This is a genomic window from Henriciella mobilis (genome assembly GCF_003576315.1).
Taxonomy (GTDB): Bacteria; Pseudomonadota; Alphaproteobacteria; order Caulobacterales; family Hyphomonadaceae; genus Henriciella; species Henriciella mobilis.
This window is the reverse complement of sequence record NZ_QWFZ01000003.1, coordinates 760,631-772,654: the sequence shown is the minus strand read 5'-3', so window position 1 is coordinate 772,654 and position 12,024 is coordinate 760,631. Positions and strand designations below refer to the sequence as shown.

The following is a 12,024-nucleotide window of genomic DNA, read 5'->3' as shown; positions in this document are numbered from 1 at the left end:
TGCAGACTGGTCAGGATTGAACCGGACCAGGCCCGTACACCGCATTCCGTCAGCGGAACGGTTGCGCCGCAGGTCCAGGCCTGCTTGCTGGGCCGGATGACCAACATCCTGCTGATCAACGGCCATCAACCCTTCCCGACCTCCCCCGGCAAACTCAACGCCGCGCTCACCGCCTTCGCCGCCGATTTCTTCGCGGCCAGGGATTGTCCGGTGCGCTGCGTGGAAACGAAGTCGGCCTGGGACCTGGAGACCGAAATCGGCAACCAGCTCTGGGCTGACCTGATCATTGTCCAGTTTCCCCTGAACTCGATGGGGCTACCCTGGTCGCTGAAGCGCTATTTCGATGAAGTCTACACAACCGGCATGGATGGGCGCCTGGCAAAAGGCGACGGCCGCACCCGGTCGGATCCCGGCCGGCAGTACGGGTCTGGCGGGCGCATGCAGGACACGCGGTACATGTTGTCGGTGACGTCCAACGCGCCTCAGACAGCTTTTGAAGATGCGGCGCAGACGCTGATTTCCGGCCGGTCGATCGATGACCTGCTCAGCCCGGTGCATATCAACTTCGCCTTCTTCGGCGCATCCGCCTGCCCGACCTTTGCCGCCTATGACGTCAGCAAGGGCGGCAGGACGGCTGAGGATTTCAGACGGTATGAACACCACCTTCTGGCGGTTTACGACCTGCTCAGGGCCTGATCAGCCCCGCCCGCGCAGCCGGTCGAGCAGCTCAAGCGCCGGCTTGGCGAATTTCGAGCCGGTCTGGCCGAGTTTCATCGCCCCCTGAAGGCGCTTTTCGATGAAGGCGTCGAGATCGTCCTCCGAGGGCTCGTCGAGCCAGTAGAGCACGATGGGCGGCAGCACGGTCGAGAGCAGGCCGCGCTTGGTCTCGCGGTTATAGTCCGTGGCGGTATCGCCCGCGGCAGTCCAGATCGTATCGGCAACCTTCCAGGTGCGTTTCGCCGCATCCGGGGCATGCCAGGGCAGGAAACCGCGCGTCGAGGCGCGCTTCACCGCTGGCCGGTAGGGCGCGAGCGCCGCGAGCCAGGCCTTGATGCCCTCTGCCACCCGTTCATGCGTGCGCAAGCCGGAGAGATCGGCGGAGGCGAGTGTCTCCAGCATCTCTTCCTCGGCCCGGTCGAAGAAGCGCTCGATCAGGTCCGCGACGCCATTGGGCGCGGCGAGTGCTTTTTCTTCGGAACTTATGCCCGCCTCGCGCGCTGATAGGGTAAGGGCGTGGTCCGTCCAGCCTTCGTCTTCGACGATGGGCAGGAGGGCATCGAGCCACTTGTCCTGAAGCTGGAGTGATGGTCGTACTGTCATTGCTGGCTCCGGGAGTAGGCAAGCCTCATATTTGGTGATATAGGCCCGCCATTCGTCGTTTCACGCCAGAATTCCGTTCGGGCTCTGACAGGCCCGGGCAAAACCAATGGAGATTGACCCATCGTACAGATCGTTGTCCGCGACAACAATGTCGAACAAGCCCTTCGCGCGCTGAAGAAGAAAATGCAGCGTGAGGGCCTTTTCCGGGAAATGAAATCCCGTACGCATTTCGAGAAGCCTTCCGAGAAGAAGGCTCGCCAGAAGGCAGAAGCTGTGCGCCGCGCTCGCAAACTTGCTCGCAAGCGCGCCCAGCGCGAGGGCCTGGCATAGACACCAGCCCGCCAGTTCTGGCGTAGAGATGAGACCCCTTCGGCGCGAGCCGGAGGGGTTTTTCTTTTGGGGTCAGCGCGCACAGCGCTTCAAGGCGCACGGCCGTACCGCCAATGCCAGAGAACAATCATCGCTCCAACCGGGAGCCCAACGGCAACTGAAAAGTTGGGTGTGACATCCCATGTCGCGACGATCACAACCCCAAGACTTAGGACGAACCAGAGCCACTTTCTCCGGAACTTGCTTGAGCTGAAAATCTGACGAACAGCAAATGCCCATACCGCCAAGCCAAAAATAATCACTGAAATGAAGATGGCTGGCAGGAACATAATGCTTCAATACAGGTCTAGCTGCCCGCCTCGCCCTTCTTCCCCGGAATGAGCTTCGTGAACCACTTACCGACATCGCCGACGCCCGCGCCGTGCACAGCCCCGGCCCGGTAAACGCGCGAGGCGAGCCACAGCACCAGCAGCGTCGCGGCGACCATCATCACCAGAAGTCCGACCACTTCCCAGAGCGGGGGTTGGGCCGGCACCCGCAGGATGAGCAGGAAGGGCGTGAAGACCGGGATCCAGCTCATCACCGACAGGATCGGCGATTCCGCATCCGAGATCGCGACCACGATCATGAACATCGGCACCATCAGCATCACGATGAGCGGCGTCATCAGCGTCTGGGCTTCCTGGATCGTGTCACAGAGCGAGCCCAGCGCGAGGAAGACCGCGCCATACATCAGGTAGCCGAGGATGAAGCTCAGCACGGCCGGAACGAGCAGGCTGGGCTTGGCAATGGCACTGACCACGGTGAACAGCATTTCGCGCGCTTCGGGCGGCATCGCGCCGGAAAAGGCATTGCCGACCACGAGCGCACCGATCACCCAGACGCCCATCAGCGTTAGCGCGACAGCCAGCACCGCCAGCAGCTTTCCCGCCAGCATGTCCGGCAGCTTCACCGAGGTCAGCAGCGAGTCGAAAATCTTGTTGGACCGCTCCTCGATCGTGCCCATGAGCAGGTAGTTCACGACCGAGAAGATCAGGAACCAGAGCAGGAAGGCGAGCATCACAGCCGCGAAGAAAGGCGCGCGGTCGGCCAGCGTGACCTGTGAGCCGGTTGCAGCAGCAGAGGCCGGGCGGGCACGCTTTTCTGAAATGCCCCGGCGGCGGCTTTCGGCCTCACTCAGGATACGCGGGCTGACGCCAGCCTCGGCAAAGACGCGCCGTTCCGTCAGCGTGCGCTCGGCTGCGCGCACCTTGGCGAGCAGCGACTGGGCGGTGATATTCTCGCTCCAGTATTCGATGTCGCCGTCACCTTCGGGCACGAAGATCGCGGCAAACAGGGTCTGCGGCCCGTTCGGGCTGTCCACGGCGCGCTCGCCCAGCAGGTAGGGCTGGATCGCCTCTTCGGTGCGCCCGGGCGGATCGACATAGATGAAATCGGCCTGCGGCAGCTCGATGGACGTCCCGCCCGCCTCGGCCAGCGCCTCGTCGACCGTGGCGCCATTGTCGATGGCGGCATCGAACGCCTCCACCTTCTCATTCGGTTCACCATTCAGCACGCCGACAGGGTCAAGCGCGGTGCGGGCGATGCTGATCCGGTCTTCCTCGATCTCGGCCTTCAGCGCATCGGTAAAATCGGTGCCGCTCTCGATGACGGTGTAGTAGCGTGTCGGCTGCGAGGCGGCCGCCCAGGTCGGCGCCATCATGCCGACGCCCATCAGGATCGGGGTGAGCAGCAGGCCGAGCCAGAAGCCCCAGGCCTGCACATAGCCGAGATAGTCCCGGCGCGCGACGAGATAGATGGACCGCATCAGGCTGCCTCCTCCTTGGCTGCATGGGTGGCGAGCGACTGGCGCAGATCCTCGGCCTCGGCGTCGGAGACGAGCGAGACGAAGACATCGCGCAGGCGTGCATCCTCGGGCCGGAAACTGGTGATCGGCGCGCCGGTATCGATGGCTGCCCGCAGCGCATCCTGCGCATCGCGCCCTGACGGCAGGGAGACACGCCAGGTATCGCCATGCTTCTCATTCTCGCCAAAGCCCTTGGCCGTCATGGCGCCATCGAGGTCAAACCCGTCGCTGACCCCGATCAGCACGGCCCGGCCGAGCGCCCCGAAGGCCTCGTCCAGCGTGCCGTCAAAGACCTTGCGCCCGCGCGCCATCATCACGATGGAATCGCAGAGCCGCTCGGCATGCTCCATGACATGGGTGGAGAAAAGGATCGTCGCGCCGCGTTTGTGTTCCTCGATGATCAGGTCTTCCAGCCCCTGCTGGTTGACCGGGTCGAGGCCGGAAAACGGCTCGTCCAGGATCAGGAAGTCGGGCCGGTGGGCGAGCGAGGCGAGGATCTGTACCTTCTGCGACATGCCCTTCGACAGCTTGGAGATGCGAGAGCGGCCGAACTCGGTCAGCCCCATCATCTCGAGCAGCTCGTCGGCGCGCTTGCGGCTTTCGCCGGCGCTCATGCCTTTGAGCCGCGCGAAATAGGAAATGATCGCGCGCGGGCTCATCTTCTTGTAGAGGCCGCGCTCTTCCGGCAGGAAACCGACATGCCGCAGGGATTCGATGTTCGGCCGCTCGCCGAACAGGCGCACCTCGCCTTCGTCGGGCGACAGCACCCCAAGCGCCATGCGCAGGCTGGTCGACTTGCCCGCGCCATTTGGCCCGAGAAAGCCGACAATGGCCCCCTGCGGAACGTTCAGCGACAGGTCACGGACGGCGGTAAAGAAGCCAAACCGCTTGGTCACGTTTTCCATTTCGAGGGGTGCTGACGAGGTCATGCGGCCTCCACTTTGCCGAGTCTTCTCGACTCTCGATAATCTATGACCCACCTATTCGACTAGCCCTTGCCAAGCGATTAAATCGGTCGCAGGCTTCAGCAGATGAAGTCTCCACTAGATCATCGCCAGGCCGACAGGATCGGCATGTCCAGCGCTCCGTCCGACCATGCGTGCGCGGATAGTGAGATCACGGGCGGCCAGGCCCGGGAAGACGACATCAAGCGCATCGACGCCGCTCTGCGCCGGCTTGAGGATGGCCGTTTCGGCCTCTGCCTCTATTGCGGCGACCAGATCAGCATGAAACGCCTCGACAAGGACCCGGCCATCATGAGCTGCGGGACGTGTAACGAGGACTAACGTCCGACCCCACCCCGACCCTCCCCCAAAGGGAGGGGGCGCAAGCCTGACAAACAACGCTCACCAAGCAGGCGAGTGAACTGACATATGACCAGATCGCAACGCCATCCCCCTCCCCTCTGGGGAGGGTCGGGGTGGGGCCATTGCAGCAAATCCAGGAAAAAAGGGCCTAGTTCAGCCCCTCGCGGCCGATGGCGTAGAAGCGGTCGCGGCGCTGGCGCTTCAGTTCTGCCGGTGACAGGCCTTCCAGCTCGCCCAGCGCCTTCTCAATGGCCCGGCCGGCCTGGCTGATCGCGCGCTGCGGGTCGCGATGGGCGCCGCCGACCGGCTCCTTCACGATCGCGTCGATGACTTTCAACTTCAGGAGGTCGTCAGCCGTGATCTTCATGGCTTCGGCCGCATCGCGGGCCTTGGCCGCGTCGCGGTAGAGGATGGAGGCGCAGCCCTCCGGCGAGATCACCGAATAGATGGAATGCTCCATCATCAGAACCTTGTTGGCCGCCGCGATGGCAATCGCCCCGCCCGAGCCGCCCTCGCCGATGATCAGCGAGACCATGGGCACGTCCAGCGTCAGGCAGCGCTCGGTCGAGCGGGCAATCGCCTCGGCCTGGCCGCGCTCCTCGCCGGCCTTGCCGGGGAAGGCGCCGGCTGTGTCGACAAAGGACAGGACGGGCAGTTTGAACCGGTCGGCCAGCTCCATCAGGCGCACCGCCTTGCGGTAGCCTTCCGGGTGGGCCATGCCGAAATTGTGGCGCAGGCGGCTCTCTGTCGTGCGGCCTTTTTCATGGCCCATGATCATCACGCTGCGGCCCCGGAAGGTCGCCAGGCCGCCAATCACGGCCTCGTCATTGCCGAACACCCGGTCACCGGCCAGCTCCTGGAAATCATCGAACAGGTGCTCGATGAAATCGGTGCAGTGCGGGCGCTCGGGATGGCGGGCCACCTGCGTCTTGCGCCATGGCGACAGCGAGGAATAGGTGTCCTTGAGCTGCTTGGCAGCCTTGTCCTTGAGCTTTTTCAGCTCGTCGGAGATGGACGGGCCTTCACCTGTCGTGCTCAGCGATTCCAGCTCGGCAATCTTGGTCTCGAGCTCGGCAATCGGCTTTTCAAAATCGAGGTATGTCGTCGGCATGGGGAATAACTAGCGGCAGTCGGCGCAGAATCCTAGAGTTTTCAACTGCCCCTTGTGCGCTCGAAATAAAGGACATCCTTGCCGTCTAGGCGGACCGTCCCGGCCTGGTGATAGCCGATCCGGGCCGCAATCCGGCGCGAGGCGTGGTTCTCCTCGTCGATGATGCAGACGCTTTTCGGTTCATCGACCTCGATATCGAACCAGTCGTGGATGGCTTTCACCGCCTCGCTCGCATAGCCCTTGCCGTGCAGGGCTGGCGAGATGACCCAGCCGCATTCCGGCAGGCCCCAGAAATCGGGTTCGGAGTCGCGGTGGAAATCGGCAAAGCCGACCTCGCCGACAAAATCGCCCGTGCGCCGGTCCTCGACGAACCAGTAGCCATAGCCGAGCGTCGCCCAGAGGCCCCGGCTCCCCAGGATGCTCCGCGTCCAGACCAGCTGCGGCGGGCGGGCAAGCCCGCCAATGAAGCGGATCGTGTCGGGATGGCTCCAATGCGCCCTCAGCGTCTCGAAGTCGGAGGCCTCGACGCCGCGAAGCCTCAGCCTTTCAGTCAGGATGACCGGGACCGGCCGTCCGCTCATCCCTGGCCGGCTTTCATCTGTTCGAGCATCGCCTTCATCGCGCCGTGCACGGCCTGCATGCCCTTGAGCGGGCGGACCATGACCTTGAAATCGGTGATCAGGCCAGCCTCGTCCCATTCGATCATGTCGATGCCGTTGACGGTGATCCCGTCCATCTCGCACTCGAATTCGAGGACGGCCCTGTCTTCGCAATCGAAGACGCGGACATAGCGGAACGTGTCATTGGCGAGCGTCTGGCCGGCGGCGCCGAGATACATCATCGTGATCGCCTTGCCCTCCTGCGGGGTGTGGACGACCGGGCTCTGGAAGACGACATCGTCATGCAGCATGCCCGAGAGCTCTGCCGGGCCGTGCGAGCCGTGGAAATAGTCCATCCAGCGCTGCACGTTTTTCGAATATCCGGTTGTCGCGACCATTTGGGGCTCCCTCTCTTTACCTGTCTGCATAGCCTGAAGCGCACCGCCTGCGATAGCCCTGGTGCTGGTACAGTCGGCCACCCTGTGGTTTGGTAGCGATCAGGCTGGGGTGGCGCTTCAGGCAAAGGAGGGCCAACCGATGAGTGTTGCCCGCGTTACAGAGATTACCGCCAGCGGAAAGTCGATCGAAAAGGCCATCGAGGAAGGCATCGAGCGCGCATCCGACACGCTGAAGAATGTCGAGCATGTCTGGGTGTCCGACATCAAGGCACGCGTGAAGAATGGCAAGATCAACGACTATTACGTCACGATGAAAGTGACGTTCGTTCTGACTGACTAGGCGCAAACGCCAACCGGCCCTCGCCCTTTGAGAAACTCAGGGTGAGGGCCCCGTGCCTATTCCCCCCGGATCGGCTCGCCGGTGAGGAACTCGCTCGGCTGCTCGAAACAGTAGCCCCGCTGAATGACCCAGCTGGAGGGAAAGTCCGGCTGCACGAAGACCATGTCGAACGTGCCCCAGTTCCAGCGCGCGTCGCCGGTCTCGGGGTCGGTGATCGCGAAGTCGCAGCGTTCGACTGCGGCATGGTCGGGCTCGATCCAGATCCCGGAATAGGCCCCGCGGCCCTCGGTCTGGCCAGCCAGCCCAGTGACATAGCCAATGCCGAGCACGGCACTGCCCTCGATCGGATAGGTCAGCACGGCATGGCCTTCCGGCGTGTCATGGTCATAGACAACCTCGCCAATCGGCGTATTCCACGCCTCGTCGGCCCCGGCCAATCCCGCAGCCAGGCCGGCCGCAAGGCCGGCGGCGATCAGAACTCGTTTCATGTGCGTCCCCTTTTCAGATGATGGACAGCGCCCTCAGCCCTGAAGGCAATAGGTCAGCGGATAGACAACATTAAGGCGGCGCACCTGGCGGCCATCGACCACTTTCGGCGCGAAGGTCAGCGTCTTCGCCGCCTCATAGGCCGATGCATTGAAGGCCGCCGACGAACAGGCCGTGAGGATGTCCTCCGGAACGCCGGACGGGGTGACATCCATCATCGCATAGCACTGGGCCTCCAGCCCCATGCCCGCAGCCGATTGCGGATAGACCGGACGCGGCGGGGAGACCGGCCGGTCATCGCGCGCCACGACTTCGGTCGTGACCGGACCGCCGAGCAGTTCGTCGTCGGACATCGTCTTCTTCGCCACTTCCCCAAGACGCTGCTGCCAGCCATCGGGATAGACCACCTCGGCAGGCGGCGCGCCGACATGGCCGCAGGCGGCAATCTTTCCCGCCAGCGAAACCGGGCCGGTCGCGGATGCAGACACCGCCGTGTCTGGCGCAGGCGGAGGCGTTGCACAGGCCGCCGCAAGAAGACCGGTGGCGGCAAGGGCAGCGAGGGAAACGGGCTTCATGGGGACGGCCTCACATCATGGTTAATGAAAAACCGACCTTACCAGCCCAGCCCGCGCCGCCAAGCCCGCCACGCGCCGTTTGGGCGCGGACGGCCTATTCTTCCTCTGGCGCCAGGCAGTACTGGACCGGGATGATGATGTCGTCGGTCGCCGAGGTATCGGCGCCGTCGCCGGGCGTGAATTCCAGCGGGCCGATCATGGCGCGGGTAGCGTCCGCGAATTGCGGCAGCGTGCAATTGGTCATGATCTCTTCGGTGGCGCCGTCTTCATTGACGTCGAACATCACCTCGCAGACGCCCTCGACGCCGAGAACGTTGTAGAGCGCGGGATAATCCGGCGCGAGCGCTTCGGTCGGCACCGGCATGATGACGTCGCCGCCGGGCATGTTGGCGGACTCGATGCGTTCGTCCCAGCCGTCCGGGGTCTGCATGGTGACGGTCTTGGTGCCGCCGCAGGCCTCGATGTCGGTATGCTGGCTCAGCACGGCGAGAACCTCACCGGTCAGCGGCTCGGCCAGGCGCTCATTCAGCGAGTCGACGGTTTCCTTATTGAAGCCGTGATAATCCATTTCGGCCTGGGCCGTACCGGCGACAAGCAGGCTGGCAGACAGGACGGCGATGGAGGGGATGAGTTTCATAGGCGTGTCTCCTTGATTGCTCTTGGACCACGCCCCCTATCCTAACCACCCGCATAGGCCTTTGCCAAATCGGGGTCTTTTTCCGCCACCAGGTCGGCCAGGTCGGAGATCACCTTGGCCTGCTTCCAGGTCGCATCATCCTGCATCTTGCCGTCGAGCATCGCGACGCCCGTTCCGTCCGGCATCGCTTCAAGGATGCGGCGGGCGAACTTCACCTCATTCGGATCTGGCGAGAAGACGCGCTTGGCGATGTCGATCTGGTTGGGGTGCAGCGACCAGGTGCCCGAACAGCCGAGCAGGAAGGCATTGCGGAACTGCTGCTCGCAGGCCGCGTTGTCGGAGATGTCGCCGAACGGGCCGTAAAAGGCATTGATCCCGGCCATGCGGCAGGCATCGACCATGCGCGCAATCGTGTAGTGCCAAGGGTCCTGCTGGGCGCTTTCGCGGGCCGAGCCATCCTCATTCGGATCGTCGATCACGCGGTAGAAGGGGTGGCCGCCGCCAACGCGGGTCGTCTTCATCTTGCGGTCGGCGGCAAGGTCTGCCGGGCCGAGCGAGATGCCCTGCATGCGCGGGCTGGCCAGCGCAATCTCCTCGACCAGCGCCATGCCCTGCGCGGTCTCGAGAATGGCGTGGAACAGGATCGGGCGCTTCAGGCCCGCCTTGGCTTCCAGCTGGGCGACATACTGGTCGGCGAAATGGATGTCCCACGGGCCTTCGACCTTGGGCAGCATGATGACATCAAGCTGATGGCCGGCCTTCAGGACCAGTTCGGAGACATCATCCTGGAACCAGGGCGAGTTCAGCGGATTGACCCGGCTCCAGAAGCCCGTGCCCTTGCCCTGCCAGTCATACATGGACGCCATCTCGATGGCGCCGGCGCGCGCAGCATCCTTGGCGTCGGACGGGATGGCGTCTTCCAGATTGGCCAGGACCACATCAACGGTCGGCGCGATGTCCGGCACCTTGGCGCGCACCTTGTCGAGGTGCGAGGGCACGAAATGGATCATCCGCTCTAGCCGGACCGGCAGCTCGCGCATCGGTGCGGGTGCGCCGATCGCCAGTGGCTTGAAGAAATTCCGGGGTGTTTTCCGTGACATGCGCCTCTCCTCCTGCTTTTGCGGTGCAACATAGAGGAGCGCGTGGGCCGGTCAATCGGTTGACGCTACGCGAAGGCGCAGGACTTCAGGGCCGGGTGAAGCTGTAATGATTTTGCCGGAAGAAGGCCTCGTCATCCTGCGGCTTGATCATCTTGGTGATCTCGAAGGCGTGGTCGCCGATGAGGTAGGTGTACTTGCAGGCGCCCGGCTCGTCATTCTCCTGGCATTCGGCCTGCGCGACCAGCATCAGGCCGTCTTCGGTCTTCATCCGGCGGATCAGTGTCTCATCGTTCAACCGGCGGCCATCGTCCGACACGGTGATTTCCGCGCGGCCACCGGCTTGTTCATTGTCCGGGAAAGTGAAATGGAGCTCGAACGTCCGCTCATTCTGGCCGACCAGCAATTCGACCGGCACGGTGACCTGGCTCTCACCGTCGCGCGGATCGAGATAGGTCAGCTCGCCCTCCCAGTCATCTCCGACCAGGACGGCAAAGTCGTCAGGACTGGCCGTCGGCGCAAACGGAGCCTCGGTGCCGTTGCCCGAACTGGCATTGCCGCAGGCCGCCAGAAAGGCAAGCCCGGCGAGAGCCCATCGATTGCGCAACATGAAATCGTCCCTGCCCATCCCCTCATTTACGCATGAGGCGCGTCCGGGTTTCAATCCTCGATCGGACGGCTTGCAGTTCGCTCATAGGCCAGGGCGCTGCGAAAGAAGAGCGCGCAGCCATAAATCACCAGGCACGCGGTGATGGCTTCCAGCCCCCAGAAGATCAGCCCGTGCACATGCAGGGCATACAGGACCAGCGTGACAAAGCCGAGCGCGAACGCACCGGCGACTTCAGCGATGAGAATGGTAGCGGCAATGGCCTTGATGACGGCGAACATGATCTCTCCAGCAATCGACAGTCTAAACGACCGAAGCAATAATATACGCGATCCCCGGCGCTGTGGGAGAGGCCGCGTGCAAAATCTCTTCAGCGCGCCAGCGGATGGGCCGTCTCCAGCAGTTCTGCCAGCTCGTCAGTGAGGACGTGTGTATAGATCTCGGTGGTGGAAATATCAGCATGGCCGAGCAATGTCTGGACCGATCTGAGGTCGGCGCCGCCCTGCAGAAGGTGGGTCGCATAGGCATGGCGAAGGGCATGCGGATGCACCCGGTCGGGGTCGAGCCCGGCAGCCAGGGCGAGGTCCTTCAGCAGCTGGCCGAGGCGCCGGCGCGTGAGATGGCCCTCCTTGCCGCGCGACGGAAACAGGTAGGCGGCCGCAGACTTCGCCTTCAGCGTGCCCTTGGGCAGGGTCTCCTCGCGCTGGGCCAGCCAGGCGAGGATGGCGTCGAGGGCGGGTGTACCGAGCGGGCAGAGCCGGTCCTTGCCGCCCTTGCCGCGAACGATGATGTCGCTGGTCTCCCAGCGGTCGCCGCGCCGGCGGGGCAGGTTGCCGAGTTTCAGGCTGACCAGTTCCGAGACCCGCAGCCCGGCGCCGTAAAGCAGCTCGACCAGGCAACGCAGCCGCATGTCATCGCCGCACGCCTCGATCAGGCGTGACATCTCCTCGCGCGAAAGCACATCGGGAATGTCGCGCCCCGCTTTCGGGCCTTCGAGTTTCGAGGTCGGGTCGTCCTTGCGGTCACCCTCCTCGAACAGGAAGCGGCAGAAGCGGCGGAGCGAGGACAGCTTGCGGGCCTGGCTGCGCGGAGCAAGACCCTGGTCGGCAAGCCAGCGCGCATAGCGGGCGACATCTTTCGCAGAAGCGCGGGTGAGCCGTCCTTTCAGAAAAGAGGAGGCATCGGCCAGGTCGCGGCCATAGGCATCGAGCGTATTGGCAGAGGCGCCGCGCTCGGCGCTCATCATTTCAAGAAAGGCATCGATGCGGGCCGCGTCACTCATCGCAGGGAGTCTGGCGCGCAGATGCTTAATATCGCGCTTATGAAAACGGGCGCGACGTAGCCGCCGCGCCCGGATTTTGTGGTCTCCGG

The 12,024-nt window shown here is 63.7% G+C and carries 17 protein-coding genes; 4 read left to right on the top strand and 13 right to left on the bottom strand.

Features of this window, described 5'->3' with window-relative positions; genetic code table 11:
- Window positions 1-96: 96 nt before the first annotated feature.
- The gene (locus D1227_RS03955; protein ID WP_119403853.1) at window positions 97-696 is read left to right on the top strand and encodes an NAD(P)H-dependent oxidoreductase; all 600 of its coding nucleotides are present in this window, start codon (window positions 97-99) and stop codon (window positions 694-696) included.
- On the opposite strand, the gene D1227_RS03950 is transcribed toward D1227_RS03955, so the two are convergent.
- Window positions 697-1,320, bottom strand: coding sequence for a COQ9 family protein (locus D1227_RS03950; protein WP_119403852.1), 624 nt, complete (start codon window positions 1,318-1,320; stop codon window positions 697-699). It abuts the gene before it with no gap.
- A gap of 120 nt (window positions 1,321-1,440) precedes the next feature.
- On the opposite strand from D1227_RS03950, the gene rpsU reads away from it, so the two are divergent.
- Window positions 1,441-1,650, top strand: coding sequence for a 30S ribosomal protein S21 (rpsU, locus tag D1227_RS03945; RefSeq protein WP_026180774.1), 210 nt, complete (start codon window positions 1,441-1,443; stop codon window positions 1,648-1,650).
- 346 nt (window positions 1,651-1,996) lie between these two features.
- On the opposite strand, the gene D1227_RS03935 is transcribed toward rpsU, so the two are convergent.
- Both D1227_RS03935 and D1227_RS03930 read right to left on the bottom strand, forming a co-directional pair.
- Entirely contained in the window at window positions 1,997-3,457 is a 1,461-nt protein-coding gene (locus D1227_RS03935; RefSeq protein ID WP_119403850.1) for an ABC transporter permease, read from the bottom strand.
- Window positions 3,457-4,425: an ABC transporter ATP-binding protein gene (locus D1227_RS03930; protein ID WP_119403849.1), complete on the bottom strand. Its 969-nt coding sequence runs from the start codon at window positions 4,423-4,425 to the stop codon at window positions 3,457-3,459. The genes D1227_RS03935 and D1227_RS03930 overlap by 1 nt, the downstream gene beginning before the upstream one ends.
- 102 nt (window positions 4,426-4,527) lie before the next feature.
- On the opposite strand from D1227_RS03930, the gene D1227_RS03925 reads away from it, so the two are divergent.
- Window positions 4,528-4,782, top strand: a complete 255-nt coding sequence (locus D1227_RS03925; RefSeq protein WP_119403848.1) for a TraR/DksA family transcriptional regulator — start codon at window positions 4,528-4,530, stop codon at window positions 4,780-4,782.
- Window positions 4,783-4,951: 169 nt separating this feature from the next.
- On the opposite strand, the gene D1227_RS03920 is transcribed toward D1227_RS03925, so the two are convergent.
- From D1227_RS03920 to D1227_RS03910, 3 genes are read right to left on the bottom strand one after another with little or no spacing between them, the layout of a single operon-like run.
- Window positions 4,952-5,914 carry an acetyl-CoA carboxylase carboxyltransferase subunit alpha gene (locus D1227_RS03920; protein WP_119403847.1) on the bottom strand — a complete coding sequence of 321 codons (963 nt, stop codon included), beginning with the start codon at window positions 5,912-5,914 and terminating at the stop codon, window positions 4,952-4,954.
- Window positions 5,915-5,955: 41 nt separating this feature from the next.
- Complete coding sequence (locus D1227_RS03915; RefSeq protein WP_119403846.1) at window positions 5,956-6,495, bottom strand: GNAT family N-acetyltransferase; 540 nt, start codon at window positions 6,493-6,495, stop codon at window positions 5,956-5,958.
- Window positions 6,492-6,911: a nuclear transport factor 2 family protein gene (locus D1227_RS03910; protein ID WP_233349611.1), complete on the bottom strand. Its 420-nt coding sequence runs from the start codon at window positions 6,909-6,911 to the stop codon at window positions 6,492-6,494. Before D1227_RS03910 ends, D1227_RS03915 begins: the two co-directional genes overlap by 4 nt.
- A gap of 139 nt (window positions 6,912-7,050) precedes the next feature.
- Between D1227_RS03910 and D1227_RS03905 the strand changes: the two genes are divergently transcribed.
- A complete protein-coding gene (locus tag D1227_RS03905) occupies window positions 7,051-7,251 on the top strand; it encodes a dodecin family protein (protein ID WP_119403845.1) in 201 nt (66 codons plus the stop codon).
- Window positions 7,252-7,307: 56 nt separating this feature from the next.
- Here the strand turns inward: D1227_RS03905 and D1227_RS03900 are convergent, their stop codons facing one another.
- The 7 genes from D1227_RS03900 to D1227_RS03870 form a co-directional block, all read right to left on the bottom strand.
- Window positions 7,308-7,739 carry a hypothetical protein gene (locus D1227_RS03900; protein WP_119403844.1) on the bottom strand — a complete coding sequence of 144 codons (432 nt, stop codon included), beginning with the start codon at window positions 7,737-7,739 and terminating at the stop codon, window positions 7,308-7,310.
- A gap of 33 nt (window positions 7,740-7,772) precedes the next feature.
- A complete protein-coding gene (locus D1227_RS03895; protein WP_119403843.1) occupies window positions 7,773-8,312 on the bottom strand; it encodes an energy transducer TonB in 540 nt (179 codons plus the stop codon).
- A gap of 94 nt (window positions 8,313-8,406) precedes the next feature.
- Window positions 8,407-8,949, bottom strand: a complete 543-nt coding sequence (locus D1227_RS03890; RefSeq protein WP_119403842.1) for a hypothetical protein — start codon at window positions 8,947-8,949, stop codon at window positions 8,407-8,409.
- 41 nt (window positions 8,950-8,990) lie between these two features.
- On the bottom strand, window positions 8,991-10,049 hold the full coding sequence (locus D1227_RS03885; RefSeq protein ID WP_119403841.1) for an HpcH/HpaI aldolase/citrate lyase family protein: 1,059 nt from the start codon (window positions 10,047-10,049) through the stop codon (window positions 8,991-8,993).
- 85 nt (window positions 10,050-10,134) lie between these two features.
- Entirely contained in the window at window positions 10,135-10,656 is a 522-nt protein-coding gene (locus D1227_RS03880) for a hypothetical protein (protein WP_147373372.1), read from the bottom strand.
- Window positions 10,657-10,706: 50 nt separating this feature from the next.
- Window positions 10,707-10,934 (bottom strand): hypothetical protein, encoded by a 228-nt coding sequence (locus D1227_RS03875; RefSeq protein WP_119403839.1) that lies wholly within the window; start codon window positions 10,932-10,934, stop codon window positions 10,707-10,709.
- An 89-nt stretch (window positions 10,935-11,023) separates the two neighbouring features.
- On the bottom strand, window positions 11,024-11,935 hold the full coding sequence (locus D1227_RS03870; protein WP_119403838.1) for a tyrosine recombinase: 912 nt from the start codon (window positions 11,933-11,935) through the stop codon (window positions 11,024-11,026).
- Between the last annotated feature and the right edge of the window lie 89 nt (window positions 11,936-12,024).